The following is a 21,987-nucleotide window of genomic DNA, read 5'->3' on the forward strand; positions in this document are numbered from 1 at the left end:
GCGTACGGCTTCCAAAACCGCCCCGCTAGCGATGCCCACGAATTTCTCCCGCCGCCACATTGGTCCATCCGCCGTCGAGGCGGAGAGCATGCTGCAAACGCTCGGTTTCAAAACACTCGACGCGCTGATTGACAAGGTGGTGCCTGAAAGCATTCGCATGCGCGAGGAACTCAATCTTCCCAATCCTTTGAGCGAGGAGCAGGCGCTTCGCCGCATGCGCCAGATCATGAGCCGGAACAAGGTCCTGCGCTCCTTCATCGGCCTTGGCTTTCACGACACCTTCACTCCTCCGGTCATCCAGCGGAACATCCTCGAAAATCCCGGCTGGTACACGGCCTACACGCCGTATCAGGCCGAGATCGCGCAGGGCCGTCTGGAGGCGCTGATCAATTTCCAGACGATGATCCGCGATCTCACCGCGCTGGATGTCGCGAATGCCTCGCTGCTCGATGAAGGCACCGCTTGTGCCGAGGCGCTGGGGCTGGCCGTGGCGCAGGTCACCGGTTCCTCGCGAGTGTTTGTCTCTGACAAATGCCATCCGCACTGCATCGAGGTCGTGCGCACGCGCATGGACGCGCTGGGCATCCGCGTGGAGGTCGGCGATGTCATGAAATGGAAGCACGATGGCACCAAGGGGCTCGCTGCCGTGCTTGTGCAGTATCCGGACACGCTCGGTGTCATCCACGACTACTCCGATCTCGCCAACGAGGTGCATGAGGCTGGCGCGCTGCTTGTGGTGAGCGCCGACCTGCTCTCGCTCACCGTGCTGCGTGCTCCGGGCGAGTTTGGGGCGGACATTTGTGTGGGCAACAGCCAGCGCTTCGGTGTTCCGCTCGGCTTCGGCGGCCCGCACGCGGCGTTCATGGCGGTGAAGGACGCGCTGAAGCGACGCCTGCCGGGAAGATTGATCGGCGTGTCGAAGGATGCGTCCGGTAAACCCGCCTACCGTCTTTCACTGCAAACACGCGAGCAGCACATCCGCCGCGAAAAAGCCACCAGCAACATCTGCACCGCGCAGGTGCTGCTCGCGGTCATGGCATCGATGTACGCCGTTTATCATGGTCCGCAGGGACTCAAAGCCATCGCCCGCCGTGTGCATGGTGCGGCCGTCTGGCTCGCCGGCGAGTTGCTGCGTGGCGGCATCGACGTGCTGAGCGATGATTTCTTCGATACCATCAGCGTGCGCGTGCCGAACGCCGACGATCTGCTCAAGCGCGCCCTGCTCTTCGGCATCAACCTGCGCAAAATCGACGCCACCACCGTCGGTGTGGCCCTCGACGAGCGTGTGCGCGAGGAGGAACTGCTCAACCTCATCACCGCGTTTGGCATCTCGAAGCCTCAGCAGCCGCCGGCGCTCAATCAAGAGCATCCGCTGCACTGCTCCGCGCTGCATCATCGCATTTCTGAGTTTCTCAAGCATCCGGTCTTCAACTCGTATCACTCCGAGACGGAAATGATGCGCTATCTGCACCGTCTGGAGTCGAAGGACATCGCGCTGAACCGCAGCATGATCCCGCTCGGCTCCTGCACGATGAAACTGAACGCCGCCGCGGAGATGATGCCGCTGAGCTGGCCGGAAGTGAACGGGCTTCATCCCTTCTGTCCGCATGACCAGTCCGAGGGCTATCGCACCATGTTTGGCGATCTCGAGGCCTGGCTGGCCGAATGCACCGGCTTTGACGCCGTTTCCCTCCAGCCGAACGCCGGATCGCAGGGCGAATATGCCGGCCTTCTTGCGATCAAACGTTTCCATGCGTCCCGTGGCGAGGATTTTCGCGATGTCTGCCTGATCCCGACTTCCGCGCACGGTACAAATCCCGCCAGTGCCGTCATGTGCGGCTTCAAGGTGGTGCCCGTCGCTTGTGACAACCAGGGCAACGTGGCGCTCGACGATCTCAAGGCCAAGCTCGACGCTCACAAGGACAAGGTGGCCGCCCTGATGATCACCTATCCCTCCACGCACGGTGTCTTCGAGGAGTCCATCATCGAGATTTGTCAGATCACGCATGATCATGGCGGCCAGGTTTACATGGACGGCGCGAACATGAACGCGCAGGTCGGTCTCACCTCGCCGGGGCGCATCGGTGCCGATGTCTGCCATCTGAATCTGCACAAGACCTTCTGCATCCCGCATGGCGGCGGCGGACCGGGTGTCGGTCCCATCGCCGTGGCCGCGCATCTTCGCCCGCATCTACCGGGACATCACACCTGGGCGGAAGAACGCCGCGAAGGCGCGGTGTGCTCCGCTCCATGGGGCAGCGCTAGCATTTGCACCATCTCGTGGATGTACGTCGCCATGATGGGGCCGCGTCTCGTGGACGCCACGAAGTTCGCCATCCTGAACGCTAACTACGTCGCCAAAAAGCTCGAGACAAACTTCCCCACGCTCTACAAGGGCGCGAACGGCCTCGTTGCGCACGAGTGCATCCTCGACTTCAGCCATTTCCACAAGGTCACTGTCGAGGACGTGGCGAAGCGTCTCATGGACTTCGGCTATCACGCGCCGACGATGAGCTGGCCCGTCGCCGGCACGCTGATGATCGAGCCGACCGAAAGCGAGAGCAAAGCCGAGCTGGATCGTTTCATCGAGACCATGCAGTGCATCCATGCCGAGATGATCGGCGTCGAAAGCAGCCAGTATCATGCCACGGACAGCACGCTCAAGCAGGCGCCGCACACCGCAGCCTTCGTCATGAAAAGTAACTGGCCGCACGCCTACACTCGCGAAGCCGCGGCCTTCCCGCTACCCTGGGTGCAGGAAGCCAAATACTGGCCGCCCGTCTCCCGTGTGGACAATGTTTATGGCGACCGCCATCTCGTCTGCACCTGCGTAAGTGTGGAGGAGGCGGCGACTGCAAGTTGATGGTGTCCTGCGCGTTTCAGCGCGCATGAAACTGCCATTGCGTCTTCTCGCCCTGATTTTCGTTCTCGTTTCCATGGCGCATGCCGCCGGGGCTCCGCGTCCGAACATCCTCTTCATCATCTTCGACGACTGGGGCTGGCAGCATGCCGGCGCGTATGGCTGCGACTGGGTGAAGACGCCCAACTTCGACCGCATCGCGAAGGAAGGCGTGCTTTTTAAAAACGCTTTCACTTCGAACCCCAAATGCAGCCCCTGCCGCGCCACGATTCTCACCGGTCGCAACAGTTGGCAGCTTGAGGAGGCCGTCTGCCACGGCGGTCTTTTCCCGCCGAAATTCGCCGTGTATCCCGATCTGCTCGAAAAAAGCGGCTACACCGTCGGTTTGACCGGCAAGGGCTGGGGGCCGGGCGAATTCAAGCTGGAGGGCCGCACGCGCAATCCCGCCGGTCCTTCGTTCGACGAGTTCACGCAAAAAGCCCCTGCCAAGGGCATCGGAACGAACGATTACTCGCGCAACCTCGAGGCCTTTCTCACGCAGCGTGACAAAGTGCAGCCCTTCTGCTTCTGGATGGGCTTCAAGGAGCCTCATCGCGGTTACGAACTCGATTCCGGCGTCCGACTTGGGAAAAAACTCGAGGATGTGAAGGTGCCCGGCTACTTGCCTGACAATCCGACGGTGCGTGGCGATCTCGCCGACTATGCCATCGAGGTCGAGTGGGCTGATCAACAAATCGGCCGCACACTCACCCTGCTGGAGAAGCAGGGGCTGCTCGAAGACACGCTCATCGTCGTCACCTCCGACCATGGGATGCCATTTCCTCGCGTGAAGGGGCAGATTTACGAAGATGGCTATCATCTGCCACTGGCGATGCGTTGGGGCAAAGGCATCAAGCCGGGCCGGGTCGTTGAAGATTTCATCAACGTGCGTGATCTCGCGCCGACTTACCTCGAACTCGCCGGACTGCCCGTTCATGAGCAGATGAGCGGCAAAAGCCTGGTGAACATTCTGCGCAGCGAGAAGAGTGGCTTCATCGAAGATCGCAAAATCATGCTCGCAGGTAAGGAACGTCACGACATCGGTCGTCCGAACGATTGGGGCTATCCTGTGCGTGCTATCCGCACCCCTGAGTTTTTCTACACCCACAACTACCACCCGGAGCGCTGGCCGGCATGCAATCCAGAGACCGGCTTCCGCAATTGCGACGATGGGCCGACGAAATCGTGGATCGTCGAGAATAAAGGTCCGTTCTTCGATCTGGCCTTCGCGTATCGCGCCGAGGAGGAGCTGTTTGACATCGCCAACGACCCCGAATGCCTGAAAAACCTCGCCACCGATCCCCAGTTCGCCGCCACGAAGAAAGAACTGCGTGAAAAGATGGAGGCCGTCCTCAAGGAAGAAAAAGATCCGCGCGTGCTCGGAAACGCCGCGATCTTCGACACCTACAAGTACCTCGGCAGCCGCAAAAACAAAGGCTACGCCGAATGGGAGGCCGCGCAGAAAGGCCAGCCACTGCCGGAGGAACCGAAAAAGAAGAAGCCAGGCAAATGACAGACGCCTCGACTTTGGCAGTTCTTCGGCGATAGCAGCCGCATGCGTGCCTTTTCGCTGCTCCTGCTGTTCGTTGTCTTCGGCCTGAACCTTTCCGCCGCGGACCAGGCGGTGACTCCCGAGGCTTTGGTGGCAAAGCTCTATAAGGCGCATGACGCGGAGAAGTCCCCCTTCTTCCAGGACAAGGATCGCGCGCTGGTGGATCACTACTTCGCCAAGGAACTGGCCGATCTGATCTGGCAGGATGTGAAAACCACACCTGAAGGCGAGCTTGGCGCTCTTGATTTCGATCCGCTGTACAACGCCCAGGACACGGAGATTAAAAACTTCGCCGTCAACAAAGCCAAGGTCGATGGTGCCAAGGCCACGGTGGCGGCCAGCTTCGTAAATTTCGACAAGAAGACCCGCGTCACCTTCAAGCTCGTGCAAGTCGGCGACGCCTGGAAGATCAGCGACATTCAATACCCCGAAGGACATGCACTTTTGAAGCTCTTCAGGGCTGCTGACGGGAATTGAGGATGGACATCGGCTGTCATCCTTTTATTCTGCCCATGGGTCGGCCGGAGTGATCGCTGGTGTTTCGCCGCAAGGCTTGAATCCAGAGGAAAGTCCGGACACCACAGGGCAGCATGCCACGTGAAAGCGTGGGGGCTGCGGTGCAAGCCGCGGTCACAGACAGTGTCACAGAAAACAAACCGCCCTTCTTCGCTCTCACGAGCTACGAAGGGTAAGGGTGAAACGGCGGGGTAAGAGCCCACCGCCCCAACCGCGAGGAAGGGGGCACGACAAACCTCATGCGGTGCAAGACAGAACAGGAGAAACGGCCCGCCTGGCCGCAAGTCCCGCAAGGGATGGATAGCTCCGGGTAATAGTCGCACCACTGCGCAAGCAGGGGCGGGCTGGTCGCTCAGCCTGACAGATAAATGATCACAGCCAGGCACCGCAAGGCGTCGGGGACACAGAATCCGGCTTATGAGGGCCGATCCACATGAAGGCGTCGGGGGAAACCCCGGCGCCTTCGCCTTTTCACGATTCCAGCGAGCAACTTGGCGGCAGGACTTCCTGTTGCGGCTTCAGAAACTCATCCTTCTTCACCAACGCATAGATGAAGAAGAAAAGGCCGAAGGGGAAGAAGTGGCTGAAGGACATCAGGCCGCCGTAGATGCAGAGGAACCAGAACATCCAAGCTGAACGGTAACGGCAGGCGGTGATGGCGATGATGACAAGCACGATGCCGATCAATGACAATGCGATGCCGATGAAGGTGGAGATCAACATGCCGCCGATCGCCTCGTTCAAAATGGATGGATCACTGCGACCGCTTTCGCTCAGCACTTTGAATGATTTCATCATGCCTATGACCGTTCCACCGAAGCCGATGACTTGAGCAAGTTGCAGCCACGCACCGAGTTTGGCGATGAAGGCTCCGTTGTTCGATGGTGGATCGTTCATGACTTAGTCAACATACACGAACTCATTTGAGTTCAGCAAGGCCAGGCAGTAGTCAGCGAGCGCGGCTTGGAAGTTGGGTGTCAGCGAGGTTTGCTTGTGGAGAAATTTTTGGCCGGCTTCGATCTCCTCCTTGGTTGGCTGGCGTGCCAGGCAGCGCAAAGCGGCCTCTGTGATGAGCGCGGTGGCATCGGAACCGTGCGCTGCATTCAATTCAGCGGCCAGTTTTGTGGCGATGCTGTGAGCGAACGCGGAATTGAGCAGCATGAGCGCCTGCGGGGCGGTGGTGGACTCGTTGCGGCGGGCGCAGCTCATTTGCGCGTCGGGACGGTCGAACAACTCGAAGAGCGGGTTGCGCAGGTTTCGGCGTGCGAAGGTGTAAATGCTGCGGCGGTTGTGCTCGGTGGCATCAGGATTCACCTCGTGCTGCTTCTTGAGCAGTGTGTCGCTGATCTCCTTTGGCAGCGGCAGCTTCACGCCGGGCCCGCCGGTTTTGAGATTGAGCTGGCCGCTGACGCTGAGCATCGCATCCCGCAACATCTCGCCAGTGAGGCGTTTGCGCGGCGCAACGGCCTGCTGGTAATGTTTCGATATCACGATGACCTTGTGCAGCTTTTTGAGGCTCCAGTTTTGTCGCGGCAGCTCGGCGGCGAGCCAGTCGAGCAGGGCGGGATTGGTCGGAGCTTCGCCTTGATGGCCGAGATCGCCGGGAATGGCGGCGAGCGGCCTGCCAAAATGCTGCTGCCAGAGGCGATTAGCCGTCGCACGCAGGAAGATCGCGTTGTCCTTGTTGGTGATCCATTTCGCAAGCGCGAGGCGGTCCGCGTTGGCGGGTGTGCTGCCGAAAAGGCGTGGGAAGGCTGGCTGAATGGCGGGGCCGGGCCGGTTGAAGTCACCGCGCACGAACACGGTGCTCGCGGGCACGCCTTCGGTGAAGACGCGAACGAAAGGACCGAGCGGCTTGCGCTCGTTTGGCAGCACGGTGTTGTCGAAGAAGGCCCGCAGGCGGTAAAAGTCGGCCTGGCTGATGGGATCGTAGGGATGGTCGTGACATTGCGCGCAGCCAACCGTGAGGCCAAGGCATGCCGAACCGACGGCGGTGGTGATGTCGTTGAGCAGCACATGCCGGCGCTCGTCCTGCTTGTTGAGGTCGGGCATGTCCGGCGCGGCAAAGAGGAAGCCGGTGGCCGTTTCATCGCCCATCAGGTCGCCCGCGATCTGCTTTTGCACGAACTCATCGAAGTGCATGTCGCGGTTCAGCGCGTCGATCACCCAGTCACGATACTGCCAGGCGCGGCCGCGCTCGGCATCGTATTCGAAACCGTCGGTTTCAGCGAAGCGGGCGAGATCAAGCCACCACTGCGCCCAATGTTCGCCGTAGCGAGGGCTTGCAAGCAGTTGGTCCACGACGGACTCGAAAGATGAAGGATGAAGGACAAAAGCTGAAACCTCCTCCGGCGTGGGTGGTAGACCGGTGAGATCGAAGGTGACACGACGAATCAGCGTGGCGGGATCGGCTTTCGGCTGAGGAGCGGCGAAATCGTCGAGGCTGGTTTTGCCAGGAGTGGTTTGCAACGGCTTGAAAGCCCAGTGGTCGCGATCTTTCTCGGTGATCTGCGGTTCATCCTTCACTGGATCGGCGGAGGCATGAATCGCGACGCCATGTGCGTGATTCACGAACAGCAGCAGCGTGAAGGCAATGCAGACGGCTTTCATGCGAGAATGCTTTTCACCACATGGCATTCTGCCACGCCGGTGAGCTTCTGGTCGAGGCCATTGAGGCGGAAAGTGAGGCGTTCGTGATCCAGGCCGAGCGTGTGCAGGATCGTGGCATGCAGGTCGTGGATGTGGACTTTGTCCTCGGCGGCTCGCAGGCCGAACTCGTCGGTGGCTCCGTGCACATGGCCGTGCTTCACGCCGGCACCCATCAGCACGGTGGTGAAGCCCCAGGGATTGTGATCGCGGCCCACGCCTTTCTCGCTCATCGGCATGCGGCCGAATTCGCCGCCCCAGATGACGAGTGTGTCCTCCAGCAGGCCGCGCTGCTTCAAATCCGTGATCAAACCGGCCACAGGCAGGTCTGTGCGGGCGCAGAGGTCGCTGTGGTTTTTCATCACGTTCTCATGCGCGTCCCAGCCGTTGGTGTCGCCGGAGTAAATCTGCACAAAACGCACACCGCGCTCGATCATGCGTCGTGCGAGCAGACAGCGTGTGCCGAACTCCTTCATCTGCGCATGATCGAGGCCATAAAGGCGCTTGGTGGCCTCGGTTTCACGGGAGATGTCCACCACTTCCGGAGCAGCGCTTTGCATTCGGAAAGCCAGCTCGTAGGCGCGGATGCGGGCGTCGAGTTCGCTGTCCGCTTTATGCCTTGCTTGATGCTGTGCATTCATCTGCTGGATGAGGTCGAGCGTCGCACGCTGGCGTGCGGTGCTTTGCGGTCCGTGAAGATGAAGAATGGGGCTCCCACCGGCCTGCATGGTGGTGCCTTGATACGTCGCCGGAAGGTAGCCGCTGCCCCAGGCCGGGGGGCCGCCCTTCAAACCACCACCGGGATCAGGCAACACGACAAATGCGGGCATGTCCGCGTTCTCGGAGCCGAGTCCATAGGAGACCCAACTTCCCATACTGGGCTTTCCCATCTGAATGGAGCCGGTGTTCATCTGATAGACCGACTGCGGGTGGTTCACGCTGTCGCCATGGCAACTGCGGATCACGCACATCTCATCGACGAGCTGCGCCATGTTTGGCAGGAAGTCGCTCACTTCGATACCGCTCTGCCCGTGCTTCCGAAACGGCTTCACCGGTGCCAGCAGCGGGTTCTGCGCGACTTTGCGCCGCGTTTCGACGGTGCCGTAGCTCTCTGGCAAGGGTTTGCCCGCGTGGCGGATGAGTTCAGGCTTCGGATCGAACAGATCGACATGACTCGGCCCGCCGTGCATGAAGAGCCAGATCACGCGCTTCGCCTTGGCAGGAAAGTGCGAGCGCGATTCGGCCATGAGGGACGAAAGCGCAACGCCGGACAGTCCCATTGCTGTCGCACCGAGAAGGCGGCGGCGGGAGAGCGTGGCGGGGTCCATTGGCATGGCGTCAAGACGTTGGCTGGGCCACGGTTCTAGCGGGTTCGACTGCAAACGTCAATGCTGACCGAAGGCCAGTCGGATGAAGCAACTTTAGACTTCGCAGGCACCTTCGGAACCGTCGAAGAAGGATTGCAACAAAGCAATCAAAGCTGCCAAATCGGTGCCTGAGGCCGTGCGCCAGACTTGGTCAAGATCCACGTCACCATAGTCGTGGGCGATAATGTTTCGCATGCCGCGCATCTGGCGGAAGGGCAGGCAGGGAAAGAGCGCCTGTGTTTCGGGTGCGAGCCGGCTGGAGGCTTCGCCGATGATTTCAAAACGCCGCAGCACCGCATCCTGCTTTTCGGAGTTCGCCATGAAGTCGAGCTGTGAAACGCCTGCGAGGTAAGTCCTGATGACCTTGGCGGAGTCGAGGATGTCCCGCAGCAGGCCGTGTTGTTTTTCACTGAGCATACACGGTGACAGGTGCGGCCAGGATGGCGCGGCGGCGGTAAGGATTGCGACTGCGCTCCACCGCCGGGCGGCTGAGTAAATCAACGGGATGTCCCAACTGCTGTTCGAGATCCTCCTTCAAGCCACCCATTTCCAGCAGCCCCGCGTTCGCCTGAGGGAGGAATTCGACGAGAAAATCAAAGTCGCTTCCGCTGTGCTCCTGTCCGGTGGCGCGCGAACCAAACAACTCCAAGCGTGCGACCGCGTGACGTTGGCAGACAGGGCGGATTACCGCTCTGATACGCGGCAAGTCGAACGGTGCTGGCGGTGACTGGATCACAGCAGAACGATAGTCGCACACCTCGCTAGTGCAACCGAGCAAAACTTCATGGCTACAGCATCTTCTGCATCCAGATCACATCGAGCCAGCGGCCGTGCTTGTGGCCGACTTCCTTGAGATGGGAGACTTTGATGAAGCCGAATTTCGCATGGAGCGCGATGCTGGCCTGCTGATCGGCGTCGATGCCGCCGAGGACGGTGTGGTGACCGATTTGCTGGGCAAGTTCAACGAGTTTGCCCAACAGCAGTGTGCCGAGGCCTTTGCCCTGGTGTTCATGATGGATGTACACCGAGTCTTCGACGCTGTGGCAGTAGGCCTGACGCGGATGAAAACGGCTGAGCGAGCCCCAGCCGACGATCTGTCCGTTTTCCTCGGCCACGATCACTGGATGCTCCGGTCCATGCGCATCAAACCAGTCGCGGCGCTCCTGCGCGGTGCTGGGAACAGTTTGATAGGTGCAGGTGCTGTGCTCGACGTAGTGATTGTAAATCGCGTTGATGGCGTCGAGATCGGCGATTGTGGCTGGGCGGGTGGTGACGGGCATGAGGGCAGGAAACGTGGCTTGGATAGAGAAGGAAGCCTCCAAATGACGAATGTCGAAATCCTAATGACGAAACCTTCGGCGGCGCTGGGGCTCCTCGCTTTCATTCTTGACGATCTCTCCCGCGCCCGACATTCTCGCGCCGGATTTTTATCCTATAACACTTAACACATCACGTTTTATGGCCATCAAAGTCGGAATCATCGGAGCAGGCGGCATGTTGCAGTATCACGCGGCGGGTTTCCGCCAGGCAGGCGCGGAAATCGTGGCCGTGGCGGACGCCGCGCCCGGCGCTGCGAAGCGTGCCGCTGAAAAATGGGGCATCGCCAAGTCCTACGAGTCCGTCAGCGCCATGTTGAAAGGCAGCCCGGAGATCAAGGCCGTCAGCGTCATCGTCCCGAACAAGTTTCACAAGCCACTCACCGTCCAGTGCCTCAAGGCCGGCAAGCATGTCTTCTCTGAAAAACCCCCGGCGATGAATGCCAAGGAGGTCAAAGAGATCATCGACGCCGCCAAGGCCGCGAAGAAGAAAGTGCTCTTCAACTTCAACAACCGCGCCCGCCCCGAATCGCAGGCCATGATGAAGTACATCACCGATGGCACCGTGGGCAAAATCAACTCCGCGCAGGCCAAGTGGATTCGCCGCACCGGCATCCCCGGCTTCGGCGGCTGGTTCACCACCAAGGCCCTTTCCGGCGGCGGTCCGCTCATCGACCTGCTGCACATGATCGACCTCGCCATGTACTTCATGGGCTATCCCGAGCCCGCGCACGTGCTCGGCCAGACCTTCTCCGATTTCATCACCGACAAGCAGTTCAAAGGCCCCTGGGGCATTCCTGACCGCGCCGATGGCACCACCGACGTGGAAAACGCGGCGCACGGCTTCGTCACCTTCAAAGGCGGCCAGGTGCTCAGCCTCCAAGTCTCCTGGGCGGAGATGGTGAAACGTGAAGAAGTCTCCGTCGTCTTCCAAGGCACGAAGGCGGGTGGCAAGGTCGAGCGCCTCTTCGGCATCGACGGCCTCGACAACACCGCCATCGACACCTGCGAGCTCTACGTCCAGGAAAACGGCAACAGCGTGAACCGCAGCATCGTCACCCCTGCCTGCGAAGACATGGGCCGCATCGGCTCCGCCGCGAACTTCATCCACGCCATCGAAGGCAAAGCCGCACCGCTCAACACCCCCGAGCAGGCCCTCCGCCTCATGCAGGTCATCGACGCCATCTACGCCTCCGCGAAGACGAAGAAGCCGGTGTCGATCTAATCTCGATGTTTTGACAAGAAAAAGGCGCAGGCGGTATCGCCTGCGCCTTTTTTGTGGTCGAGAACTTAGCTCAAACCGCCGCGATCGCTGTTCAGCGAGGCGTCGCCATACTTGGCACGCGGCGACGGGGTGAAGTCGAGCGGGGTCCAGGCGGCGTTGTTGGCTGAGGATTTCACGACAGCCTCGATGAAGGCCATGCCGGCCACGCCGTCCTCGATGGTGGGGTAATCCATGTCGAGCGGGTTGGCAGGAGCGCCGGTTTCGAAGGCGCGGACGTGGTTGACGAAGTTCTTGTAGAGGTTCGCGAAGCCTTCGAGGTAGCCCTCGGGATGGCCGGCGGGCGTGCGGGAGGCCGCGGCGGCAGCGGAGCCGAGGAAGCCAGTGCTGGTGCGCAGGACCTGCTTCGGCTGGTCGAGCCAGGTGACGATGAGCGTGTTGGGATCGAGCTGGCTCCATTCGATGCCGCCCAGCTCGCCATAGACGCGGAGGGTGAGGTTGTTTTCGCAGCCGACGCTGATCTGGCTGGAGTGCAGCACGCCCTTCGCGCCATTGGTGAAGCGCAGCAGCACATTGCCATCGTCTTCAAGGCGGCGGCCCTGATCACCGAGGAAGTGCGTGAGGTCGGCGGCGAGCTCTTTGACATGCAGGCCGGTGACATACTCGGCGAGGTTCATCGCGTGCGTGCCGATGTCGCCCATGCAGCCGGCGGCACCGCAGATCGCAGGATCGACACGCCAGGAGGCCTGCTTCTGGCCGGTGTTTTCGAGCATCGTGGCCAGCCAGCCCTGCGGGTATTCGGCGACGACTTTGCGGATCTTGCCCAGCTTGCCCTGCTCGATCATCTGGCGGGCGTGGCGGATCAAAGGATAGCCGGTGTAGTTGTAAGTCACGCCGTAGAGACGGCCGCTCTTCTTCACGATCTGCGCGAGTTCCTTCGCCTGGGCGAGGTCAAAGGTGGCGGGCTTGTCGGAGAGCACGTGGAAGCCGCTTTCGAGCGCCAGCTTCGCAGCGGGGAAGTGCATGTGGTTCGGCGTCACGATGCTGACGAAGTCCATGCGCTTGTCCGCGGGCAGGGCGGCCTCCGCCTTGATCATCTCCTCAAAGGTGCCGTAGCAACGGTCCGGCGGCAGATAGAAATCCGCGCCGCTGGCCTTCGACTTCTCCGGGTTCGATGAAAAAGCGCCGCAGACGAGTTCTGTCTGCTGGTCGATAGCTGCCGCGATGCGATGAACGCCGCCGATGAAGGCGCCGCGTCCGCCGCCGATCATGCCATAACGAATTTTCCGGCTCATAAACAAATGTTCTGGGTTCTTGGTTCCTGGTTCTGGGTTGGGGGGATGAGGGCGCGAGTGTGCGCAGAGCCGGTAGGTGGGTCAAGTCCGCATGCGCGTCCCGTCAGGGCACAAAAAACCCCGGAGAGTGTCACCCAACGCGCTCAGGTTCGTCTCTCCGGGGCTATTGTCGTCGAAACATCGCGATGCGATGCGCATGGCGACAAATTTTTATGCGGCCAGCAGGGCAGGTGCGCCGTTCTTCATGCGGCTGCGGAATTCCGTGGGGGATTCGTCAGCGATGCGGCGGAAGCTGCGGTTGAAATGGGACAGGCTCTGGAAGCCGACGTCGTAGGCCACCTCGGTGATGCGGGCGGCGGGCTTCATCAGCATGCGTTTGGCCTTTTCCACACGGGCGCGGTTCACGAAGTCCGTGAAGGTGAGGCCGGTGGCGCGCTTGAAGAGCTTGCAGAAATGGAAGGGACTCACATTCACCGCACGGGCGACGGCTTCGAGCGACATCGGCTCGGCGAGGTGCTGGTGGATGAAGGCCTTGGCGTTGCGCACGGCCTCGGGCTCGTGCGTGGCATTCGCAAACAGCAGACGGTGGGCGCTTTCGCCGAGCTGGAGGGCAAAGGACTGCAAAATGGCGATCGCAGCGTCATAACGCTCCGGCTGCATCACCGGCACATGCTCGAACTGAACTTTCGCGCTGCGCACCTCGGCGGCGGAGCGGCCTTCATCAAGCAAGGCTTTCGCGACCGGGGCGAAAGTGTCGGCGTTTGCCGGCTGGAGGCGCACCCCGCCGGTTAGCATCACGGCGATGGTGTTCTTGCCCACACGGACCGGCACATGGGTTTCCACGACACCGGCAACTCCGGTGCGGGTGGCGACATGGTCGATATGCACATCCTCGCCCACGGACTCCAGATTCAGCGGCAGGCTGGTCAGGGTGTGAAACGCCTTCTGGTAGTGCTGGAACAACTCGCTTTCGGCGAGGTTCTGGATAAAACGTTGGCGGGCGGTGGTGTGGGTGGTGGTGTTGTTGTTCATGGCGCGTTCGTGGTTTGCTTTCACGACGCGATCATGCCATGCCGCGATTGTTCCGATATTGTCGTCCACTACGGTTCGTGCCGTCATGCACGACCGCAATCCACGCATAGTGGAATCCATTAGCCCTCTGGTGCCGATGGCCGGACTCGAACCGGCAAGGGCGTTTCCGCCCAGCGGATTTTAAGTCCGCTGTGTTTACCATTTCACCACATCGGCGTGGGAAGGACGTGCCGGGAGCCTAGCGCGACTTGGTTCAGCCTCAATAGCTGAAAAGCTCGCCGTGATGGAAGAAGCGCTCGATCTCGACGGCGGCGGCTTCGGGCGAATCGGACGCATGCACGACGTTCGTCATCTTGTCCGTGCCGAAATCGCCGCGAATCGTGCCTTTCGGTGCTGTTTTGGAATCTGTCGGGCCCAGCAGGTCGCGCACGTGGGCGATCACATTCTCACCGGTGAGGGCGATGGCGATGACCGGCTTGCTCTTCATGAAATCAGCAACGGTCGGGAAGAATGGACGATCAGCGATGTGCGCGTAGTGCTCCTTCAGCAGCTCGTCGGTGAGCTTGATCATCTTGCAGCCGCGGATGCGGAAGCCCTCGTCTTCGAAGCGCTTGATGACTTCGCCGTTGATGCCGCGTTCGACGCAGTCGGGCTTGAGCAGGATGAGGGTGGTTTCTTGGGCCATGGGGAAATTTGGGGGAAGGGGCGCGCACAGTGCCGTTCACGCCTGCATCCGTCAAGGCTGGGAATCTTTTGCCAGAAGGAAACGCGGGCGCTAGGCTCCGCCGCGCATGCCCGCACGCTCGTTCGCCTTTTTCGACCTCGACCACACCCTGCTGCCCTTCGACACGCAGGCGCTGTTCTGCAATTTCGTCCTCAGGCGCGAGCCCTGGCGTGTCTTCCTGCACGGCTTGTTCATTCCCGTCGCTCTTGCGCGCGCCTGCCGTCTCGCCAGCACCGCGACGGCCAAACGCGCCTTCTTGAGCTACCTCCGCGGCATGCCGCGGGAGCGACTCGCGAAGTACGCCCACGAATTCGCCGAGGTCTGCGTGCCCAAGTGGGCCTACCAGGACCTGCGCGCCGAAATCCTACGCCACCGGCACCAAGGCCGCGTTTTGGTGCTGAACACGGCCAGCCCCGACTTTTACGCGCACGAGATCGCGCACGCGCTCGGCTTCGACTACTGCATCGCCACGCAGTTCGAGGTCGGCGAAACCTTTCCCGGCATGCCGCGCCTCGTCACCGGCAACAACAAGCACGAGGCCAAGATTGTCGCGATGGAGGAAGGCGTTCCCGGCGTGGCCGAGCTCACTGAAAAGGAGCGCGCCAACTGCTGGAGCTACTCCGACAGCGCCGCCGACCTCCCCCTGCTCGAATACGCAGGCTACGCTGTGCTCATCCATCCCTCAAAACGCCTCGCCGAGATCGGCCGGCTTCGCGACTGGGCCATCCTGCATCCGCCGCGTCCGTATCGCACGAAGGCGGGCGACATGTTTCGTGTCGTCCTGCAAATGTTCGGCCTGCATCCCGAGTGAGTGCGCTCTTGCTCATCCGGCGGACGGAACTATGATCCGCGCACGTTTTGCGAGGCACCTGTAGCTCAGTGGACTAGAGCAGCGGATTTCTAATCCGTAGGTCGCAGGTTCGATCCCTGCCAGGTGCGCCAACGCAGTCAAAAAGTGCTCCCGGTGGGATTCGAACCCGCAACCAAGGGATTATGAGTCCCCTGCTCTAACCGTTGAGCTACAGGAGCGTGCGCACGGAGTGTGCGGAGTATGCACGTGGCGTGATTCGCGGCAAGGGATGATCTTGCTGCTGTTACGAAGCGCGCTCCGCCTCGATGTCGAAGAGGAATTCGAAGTCTTCGCGTTGCAGCAGGTTGGTGAATCCGCCTTCGCCGAGGACGTTGCTGACCATGAGGTTCTTCTTGTGCTGCAGGGTCATGATCTTCTCCTCGATCGTGCTGCGTGTGAGCATGCGGTAGGCCATGACGGGCTGCGTCTGGCCGATGCGGTGGGCGCGGTCGATGGCCTGGTTCTCCACGGCGGGATTCCACCACGGATCGTAGAGGATGACATACGACGCGGCGGTGAGATTGAGACCGCTGCCGCCGGCTTTGAGCGAAAGCAGGAACACGCTGGCCTTTTCGTCATCCTGGAAGGCCTTCACGATGCCCGCACGATCCGTGCTGGCACCGGTGAGCCAGTGGTAGGGAAGTTTCATCTCCTCCAGCTTCGTGCGGATGATTTTCAGCATGGTGACGAACTGGCTGAAGAGCAGCACCTTGTGCCCTTCCGCATTCAGTTCCTGGATGAGCTCGAGCGTGGCGGTGAGCTTGGCGCTTTCCTCGTTCTCGGCGGTTTTGTCGATGAGGCCGGGATGGCAGCAGATCTGCCGCAGCCGGGTCAAAGCCTGCAAAATGGCGAAACGGCGGCGGTTCACCATGTCGAAGCCGGAACTGCTGAGCACGAGATGCTGAGCACGGGCGAGTTCTTCCTTGTAAAGCTCGGCCTGGCGGCCGCTCATCTCGCAGAGCATGTTTTCCTCGCTGCGGGAGGGGAGATCGCGGGCGACCTGCGATTTGGTTCGGCGCAGCAGGAAGGGACGCAGACGCGCCGCGAGGCGTTCGGAGGCGCGCGAGTCTTTACGACGATCGAAGTGGCGGTGGAAATACGCGCGTTCGCCCAGCGCTCCCGGCGTGGCAAAGGTCATGAGGCTCCAGAGGTCGAGCAGGCGGTTTTCAAGCGGAGTGCCGGTGAGGACGATGCGGTTGTCCGCACGAAGCTGCCGCGCGGCACGGGCGGTCTGCGAATCAGGATTCTTGATCTGCTGGCCTTCATCGAGGATCGCCGCGAGCCAGCGGATGGTGCCCAGTTCCTCGATGACATTGCGCATCTGAGTGTAGTTGATGACAAGCACGTCGATCTGGTTTTGCACGAGCGTGAGATCAAAGAGATCGCGGTCATGGAGCACGAGCACACGCAGTTTCGGCGCGGCCTTGTTGAACTCCAGCGCCCACACGTCCAGCACGGACTTCGGACACACCACAAGCACTGGTAGATGCGGTCCGTCGGCTTTTTTGCGTGAACGCAGCCACAAGACCCACGCGATGCTCTGCAACGTCTTCCCGAGACCCATGTCATCCGCCAGGATGCCGCCGAAGCGGTTCGAGGTGAGATAGGTGAGGAACTGATAGCCCTCGACCTGGTAAGGACGCAGCGTCACGGTCAGCTCCTCGGGCACAGGCGGGCGCACATCGAGCTTCGCGGACTCCATGCGCTCCACGATTTTCCCCCAGGCCTTTGGATTGACGATCTCCACCGCCTTTTCCATCGCCAACTGACGCCAGTGCAGGCGGTGTGCCTCATCGCTGTGCTCGTCGAGGTCGATGCCGAGGCTGTCGAGCATCGCCATCTGCTCCTCGCTGAGCTCCAGCTTCACTCGACGCCATGATCCGTCCGCCAGCCGCACGAAATCGCCCTTCGCGGCGATCAATCGGCGGATGTCGGCCGGCTTGAGGTCCGCGCCCTCGATGTCGAACACGAGCTTCAAGTCGAGCCAGTCGATGTTCGCTGTCTGCGTGGCCTCCAGGCGCACGCGGGCGATCAGCGGGTCGGCGAGGATCGTCTGCAAGCGCTCGTCAGTCGTGAGCGAGATGTTTTCCGGCAGATGTGTGGCCCAGCGGTGGAAAAGATCCGGGAAATCCTTTGCCATGCGCACGCGCCAGCCGTCCGTTTCGTGGTCCCAGGTGCGACGGAGCTGGTTCAGCAACTCCTCGGCGTCGCGGAGGGCACGGCGGTCGCGGCAGATGATGGCATCGCTGCTTTCAGCCTTTTTTTTTTCGTCCACGGGCTGCCAGCCGGTGACGCGCAGCTTTTCACGCAACTGGCCCTCGCCATCGACCGCCTCGGCCTTGAAAGTGACAAACTCCGCGCCGCCGGAATGCGGCAGCTTGGCGACGCATGCGGCGCTGATCTTCACACGCAAATCCTCATGACGCACGCGGCTGCGCAGCGACTCCGGCAGTTCGATGGCGATCTCGCGGGTAAAGGCGACTCCTTCCGGCGTGGCGAGAGCCTCCAGCGGCATGACCACGGCGGATTCGATGCGTGATTCGTCATGCAGCCAGATCGGCCCGCGGAACAGCGTGTCAGCGCTTAAATAAAACGTCTCCGCGCCCCGCAGGATGCGCAGCGGCAGCGGCGCGGCCATGCCGTCCGCTGTTTCGAGCTGCAAGGTCAGCGTGAGGCCGTCCGCGCTGAGTTTTGTTCCCCAGCGGAGCGGCTCCGCAGCGCGGTGAAACGGCGTTTCATCCAGCGTGACGATCTTCTCATGCAGCGCCGGCTGCTGGAGCAGGGTTGAGAGCCATTGCGCGTGGTGTTTCGTCTCCAGACGGAAGGAATCATGCCAGTCCTCCTCGCTTTGGGCCAGGGAGGAGACGAGCAGCAGCTCCGACGGCCCGGAGGTCACGATCAAGCCGTCGCGATGATCGTGGCGCAGGTTGTCCAGCAGCGCGGCGTCCACCGTCGTGAAAGCCGAAGGCGTGTCGCCTGTGAGCTGGATCTGCAGTTTCACCTCATTCACGGTGACGAGAAGACGGAACTCGCAGCGACGTTGCGCACGCCGCTGTCCGCGGTCCACGTCCTGCCGTGCATCAATGAACTCGCGGATGCGCTTCCGCCAAGTCGGCACCGTGCTGGCGTGACGCCACTCACGCAGCGCCTCACGCGTCGCGCTCAGGTCGGCCATGCCGCGCAGAAAAGCCGGCGGGGCCAGCCCTTTGTCCGCCAGGGCCAGCGCGATGTAGTTCCAGAACTCACGCAGCGTCTTCGGCGCTTCCGGCCAAAGGGCGACCGGCTCCAAGCTCTGGATGGCCCACTTCGGATGCAGGCGCACCATGTCCTGGTCGAAGATTTTGCCCGTCAGGCGCACACGTTCGTAGCGTTTTTCGAGCTTGCTCAGGTAGTTCTCCTCATCGGGGGTGAGCTGGCGGCCTAGCTTCGTCGTGAGGAGATGCTCGAAGTCCTCCTCCTCCACTGGAGTCTGTGGCAGCGTGCCGCGTGATTCCTTCCGCTGCACCGCCACGAGGCTGGCGCAGAGCGCGAGATTCTCCAATTCCTCGTCGTCATCCACGTCCGATTCCCCATGCCAGCCGCGTTCACCGCGGAGCCAGCGCACCTGCGCGGCGCGGTCATCGAGCCGCACCTCGGCCATCATCTCGTCCTCCATCAGCTCCAGTCCCATCACCGCATCGTCATCCACGAGACGCTCCGCCTCCTGGCGGGTGCGTTCATCGTAGTGGCGGAGCAGAACGGGAAGATCGGAGACGAGACTGGTCATGCGCGGGATTGAAACGCACGCCGTCAGCGGCGGGCGAACCGGCACGGTAGCAAGTCAATGCGGCTTGGAAAGTGCTGCCGCGTTGTTTTTTCCTCCCAGAGGGCTGCCAGGTGGTTGCCGGAGCCTTGAAGCTGACCGAAAAGCCGCTTTATGCTCGCCCCTGCCATCACTCCTGAAGGTGTCCTGATCCTGGAAGGTGACGCCGCCTCCAGTGACGAGCGGAGGCTGATGGATGCCGCACAGCCGCTTGCTGTGCTGGCCACCGATCTTCTGACGGCTGAACTCACGCCTCCGTTTCGCTGGCTGCGTGACATCAGCCGGCTGTTTTTTACTAGGCTGTGCCAGGCGAAGGAGGTTGCGAAGGTGCCATGCCTGTCGGTTGAGGAGAAAACAACGCTGATCACCGCCGCGCCGCCTTTTCCTGGAGTCGAGCATCTTGCTCCAGAAGTCCTGGAGCGATGGTGGCTCGATCTCGCGGCGCGCATCGCGCAGATCGCCACGCAGGGTGTCGAGGCGTGGTTGCGTGAGAAATGCCCGGCGTGGCATGTCGTCGGGCGCGTGAGTTTTCACCTCGCGGAGAACAAGACGGACACGCAGCGGCCTTTTGCGTTTCTGGCGACCTTCACGGAGAAACTCAGCGCTACCGGCCAGCCGCAGCATCTGCCGCTGGCGCGGGCGCTTCAGCTTTATGCCGGGCAAAAGGATCAAACAGCGCTCAATGCCCTGCTGGAGCCCGTGAGGCTCGCCGCAGACAAATCGAAGCTCCTTCGCGAGTGGCTGGAGTCGAAGCGGCTCTTCCAACCGATGGCGATGTCGCCTCAGGAGGCGTATCGCGTGCTGCGTGAGACCGCCGTGTTTCAGGAAAGCGGCATCATCATGAAGCTGCCGGACTGGTGGAAGGCCGGCAAGACCACGCGGCCCACCGTCGCCGTCACCATTGATGCGCCGAAGAAGACCTCGCTCCATGCGGGCACGCTGCTGAGCTTCAAAATCGAGCAAAGCCTCGATGGCGAGCCGCTGACGCCTGCGGAGCTCGAAAAGCTCCTCAGCGCCGATACGGGCCTCGTTTCGCTGCGCGGAAAGTGGGTCGAGGTGAATGGCGAGCGACTCCACCAAGTGATGGAGCATTGGAGACGCGTGCAAAACGCCACGGGCGAGGGCGGCATCGGCTTTCTCGATGGCATGAGGCTCCTCGCGGGCTTTGGCAATGCCAAAACGGCCGCTGAGGCCGAGCAGCTCGAAACCGTGAGCGAGTGGAGCGATGTCATCGCCGGCAAGCAGCTCGCCGAAGTGCTCGAAAAGCTCACCCAGCCCTCCGAAGCTCCTCCGCCCGAAAATCTGCGTGCCACACTGCGCCCGTATCAGCGCCAAGGTTTCGCGTGGTTGAAGTTCATGATGCAGCTCTGCCTCGGCGCCTGCCTCGCCGACGACATGGGCCTCGGGAAGACGATTCAGGTGATTGCTTTGCTGCTGAGTCGCCAACGCGAAACCAAATCCCCCGCGCTGCTCATCGTTCCCGCCTCACTCGTCGGAAACTGGAAGGCCGAGGTCGCCAAGTTCGCGCCCGATTTGCGACTCTTCATCGCGCATCCTTCCCAGACCTCTCGCGAGCAGCTCGATCTCGCCATTCAGCATCCCGCCGAGGCTCTGCGCGGCTACGATGTGATGCTCACGACCTATCAGTTTCTCCAGCGCACGGAGTCCTGGCAGCTTCATCCTTGGAGCCTCGTCATCCTTGATGAAGCGCAGGCCATCAAAAACAGCGGTAGCAGCTCCGCGAAGGCCGTGAAGCGTCTGCAAGCCCCCGCTCGCATTGCTTTGACCGGCACACCCGTCGAGAATCGCCCCGGCGATCTCTGGAGCCTCTTCGACTTCCTCAATCCCGGCCTGCTCGGCGGCAGCGCGTCGTTTGCCGAGGCCGTGAAACGCTGCGCCAAATCCAGCGAGGGCTTCGCACCGCTGCGCCGGCTGGTGAAGCCTTACATTCTGCGCCGCATGAAGACGGATCGACGCATCATCACCGATCTGCCGGATAAAATTGAGCTCAAAGCCTTCTGCGGCCTCACCAAACGCCAGGCCACCATCTACGCGAAGCTCGTCGATCAACTCGCCAAAATGCTCGCCGACAAAGAGATGGAGCCCATCAAGCGACAGGGCCTCGTGCTCGGCTTCCTGCTGAAGTTCAAGCAAGTGTGCAACCACCCCAGCCACTGGAATGGCGATGGTGCGTGGGCTCCCGCCGATAGCGGCAAATTCGCCCGCCTCGCCGAGATCTGCGGCGAGCTGGCCGAGAAACGCGAACGCGCCCTCATCTTCACCCAGTTCGCCGAGACCTGCGACCCGCTCGCTCGTTACTTGAGCACCGTTTTCGGCCGCGAAGGCCTCATCTTGCACGGCGGCACCAGCGTGAAGAAGCGCCCCCAGCTCGTCGAAGCCTTCCAGCAGCCCGGCGGCCCGCCCTTCATGGTCATAAGCGTGAAAGCCGGCGGCACCGGTCTCAATCTCACCGCCGCCAGCCACGTCATCCACTTCGACCGCTGGTGGAACCCCGCCGTCGAAAACCAGGCCACCGACCGCGCCTTCCGCATCGGCCAGCAGAAGAACGTCATCGTTCACAAATTCGTCTGCCAAGGCACCATCGAGCAACGCATCGATTCCCTCATCGAAGACAAACTCGCCCTCGCCCAAGACCTCATCGGCGACGGCTCCGGCGCAGAAAAGATGCTCACCGACATGAGCAGCGAGGAGTTGCTCGATTTCGTGAAGCTGGACGTGAATACTGCCATCGTTTAAAGCACCGCC

At 61.5% G+C, this 21,987-nt stretch carries 16 protein-coding genes, 3 tRNA genes and 1 other RNA gene; 8 read left to right on the forward strand and 12 right to left on the reverse strand.

Annotated elements, in window-relative coordinates; all coding sequences use genetic code 11:
- Nucleotides 1–31 precede the first annotated feature (31 nt).
- From gcvP to rnpB, 4 genes are all read left to right on the forward strand, one after another.
- A complete protein-coding gene (gcvP, locus tag ACILSE_RS08405; protein WP_395716931.1) occupies nucleotides 32–2,863 on the forward strand; it encodes an aminomethyl-transferring glycine dehydrogenase in 2,832 nt (943 codons plus the stop codon).
- 25 nt (nucleotides 2,864–2,888) lie between these two features.
- Nucleotides 2,889–4,412 (forward strand): sulfatase, encoded by a 1,524-nt coding sequence (locus ACILSE_RS08410; protein WP_395716932.1) that lies wholly within the window; start codon nucleotides 2,889–2,891, stop codon nucleotides 4,410–4,412.
- A gap of 42 nt (nucleotides 4,413–4,454) precedes the next feature.
- Nucleotides 4,455–4,928: a DUF3828 domain-containing protein gene (locus tag ACILSE_RS08415; protein WP_395716933.1), complete on the forward strand. Its 474-nt coding sequence runs from the start codon at nucleotides 4,455–4,457 to the stop codon at nucleotides 4,926–4,928.
- A gap of 36 nt (nucleotides 4,929–4,964) precedes the next feature.
- Nucleotides 4,965–5,403: RNase P RNA component class A (rnpB, locus tag ACILSE_RS08420), an RNA gene on the forward strand.
- Nucleotides 5,404–5,438: 35 nt separating this feature from the next.
- On the opposite strand, the gene ACILSE_RS08425 is transcribed toward rnpB, so the two are convergent.
- The 6 genes from ACILSE_RS08425 to ACILSE_RS08450 all read right to left on the reverse strand — a co-directional run bounded on the left by ACILSE_RS08425 (nucleotide 5,439) and on the right by ACILSE_RS08450 (nucleotide 10,260).
- Nucleotides 5,439–5,864 (reverse strand): MotA/TolQ/ExbB proton channel family protein, encoded by a 426-nt coding sequence (locus ACILSE_RS08425; RefSeq protein WP_395716934.1) that lies wholly within the window; start codon nucleotides 5,862–5,864, stop codon nucleotides 5,439–5,441.
- A gap of 3 nt (nucleotides 5,865–5,867) precedes the next feature.
- The gene (locus ACILSE_RS08430) at nucleotides 5,868–7,577 is read right to left on the reverse strand and encodes a DUF1549 and DUF1553 domain-containing protein (RefSeq protein WP_395716935.1); all 1,710 of its coding nucleotides are present in this window, start codon (nucleotides 7,575–7,577) and stop codon (nucleotides 5,868–5,870) included.
- Complete coding sequence (locus tag ACILSE_RS08435) at nucleotides 7,574–8,947, reverse strand: DUF1501 domain-containing protein (RefSeq protein WP_395716936.1); 1,374 nt, start codon at nucleotides 8,945–8,947, stop codon at nucleotides 7,574–7,576. Before ACILSE_RS08435 ends, ACILSE_RS08430 begins: the two co-directional genes overlap by 4 nt.
- An 87-nt stretch (nucleotides 8,948–9,034) precedes the next feature.
- Nucleotides 9,035–9,397, reverse strand: coding sequence for a DUF86 domain-containing protein (locus ACILSE_RS08440; protein WP_395716937.1), 363 nt, complete (start codon nucleotides 9,395–9,397; stop codon nucleotides 9,035–9,037).
- Nucleotides 9,387–9,716 (reverse strand): nucleotidyltransferase family protein, encoded by a 330-nt coding sequence (locus ACILSE_RS08445; RefSeq protein WP_395716938.1) that lies wholly within the window; start codon nucleotides 9,714–9,716, stop codon nucleotides 9,387–9,389. The genes ACILSE_RS08440 and ACILSE_RS08445 overlap by 11 nt, the downstream gene beginning before the upstream one ends.
- 52 nt (nucleotides 9,717–9,768) lie before the next feature.
- A complete protein-coding gene (locus tag ACILSE_RS08450; protein WP_395716939.1) occupies nucleotides 9,769–10,260 on the reverse strand; it encodes a GNAT family N-acetyltransferase in 492 nt (163 codons plus the stop codon).
- Nucleotides 10,261–10,438: 178 nt separating this feature from the next.
- Between ACILSE_RS08450 and ACILSE_RS08455 the strand changes: the two genes are divergently transcribed.
- Nucleotides 10,439–11,521 carry a Gfo/Idh/MocA family protein gene (locus tag ACILSE_RS08455; protein ID WP_395716940.1) on the forward strand — a complete coding sequence of 361 codons (1,083 nt, stop codon included), beginning with the start codon at nucleotides 10,439–10,441 and terminating at the stop codon, nucleotides 11,519–11,521.
- A gap of 65 nt (nucleotides 11,522–11,586) precedes the next feature.
- On the opposite strand, the gene ACILSE_RS08460 is transcribed toward ACILSE_RS08455, so the two are convergent.
- From ACILSE_RS08460 to ndk, 4 genes are all read right to left on the reverse strand, one after another.
- Entirely contained in the window at nucleotides 11,587–12,813 is a 1,227-nt protein-coding gene (locus tag ACILSE_RS08460; RefSeq protein WP_395716941.1) for a Gfo/Idh/MocA family protein, read from the reverse strand.
- Nucleotides 12,814–13,023: 210 nt separating this feature from the next.
- On the reverse strand, nucleotides 13,024–13,845 hold the full coding sequence (locus ACILSE_RS08465; RefSeq protein WP_395716942.1) for a helix-turn-helix domain-containing protein: 822 nt from the start codon (nucleotides 13,843–13,845) through the stop codon (nucleotides 13,024–13,026).
- A 128-nt stretch (nucleotides 13,846–13,973) separates the two neighbouring features.
- A tRNA-Leu gene (locus tag ACILSE_RS08470) sits at nucleotides 13,974–14,061 on the reverse strand.
- Nucleotides 14,062–14,104: 43 nt separating this feature from the next.
- Nucleotides 14,105–14,530 (reverse strand): nucleoside-diphosphate kinase, encoded by a 426-nt coding sequence (gene ndk, locus ACILSE_RS08475; protein WP_395716943.1) that lies wholly within the window; start codon nucleotides 14,528–14,530, stop codon nucleotides 14,105–14,107.
- A 106-nt stretch (nucleotides 14,531–14,636) separates the two neighbouring features.
- Here ndk and ACILSE_RS08480 point away from each other — a divergent pair, with 106 nt between their 5' ends.
- Both ACILSE_RS08480 and ACILSE_RS08485 read left to right on the forward strand, forming a co-directional pair.
- Nucleotides 14,637–15,380, forward strand: coding sequence for an HAD family hydrolase (locus tag ACILSE_RS08480; RefSeq protein ID WP_395716944.1), 744 nt, complete (start codon nucleotides 14,637–14,639; stop codon nucleotides 15,378–15,380).
- 54 nt (nucleotides 15,381–15,434) lie between these two features.
- A tRNA-Arg gene (locus ACILSE_RS08485) sits at nucleotides 15,435–15,511 on the forward strand.
- Between the two features lie 14 nt (nucleotides 15,512–15,525).
- On the opposite strand, the gene ACILSE_RS08490 is transcribed toward ACILSE_RS08485, so the two are convergent.
- Nucleotides 15,526–15,598, reverse strand: a tRNA-Ile gene (locus tag ACILSE_RS08490).
- A 65-nt stretch (nucleotides 15,599–15,663) separates the two neighbouring features.
- On the reverse strand, nucleotides 15,664–19,185 hold the full coding sequence (locus ACILSE_RS08495; RefSeq protein ID WP_395716945.1) for a DEAD/DEAH box helicase: 3,522 nt from the start codon (nucleotides 19,183–19,185) through the stop codon (nucleotides 15,664–15,666).
- Nucleotides 19,186–19,335: 150 nt separating this feature from the next.
- On the opposite strand from ACILSE_RS08495, the gene ACILSE_RS08500 reads away from it, so the two are divergent.
- Nucleotides 19,336–21,978, forward strand: coding sequence for a DEAD/DEAH box helicase (locus ACILSE_RS08500; RefSeq protein WP_395716946.1), 2,643 nt, complete (start codon nucleotides 19,336–19,338; stop codon nucleotides 21,976–21,978).
- The last annotated feature ends 9 nt before the right edge of the window (nucleotides 21,979–21,987 follow it).

Origin of the sequence: Prosthecobacter sp. (genome assembly GCF_044236155.1) — a bacterium.
Lineage (GTDB): Bacteria > Verrucomicrobiota > Verrucomicrobiia > Verrucomicrobiales > Verrucomicrobiaceae > Prosthecobacter.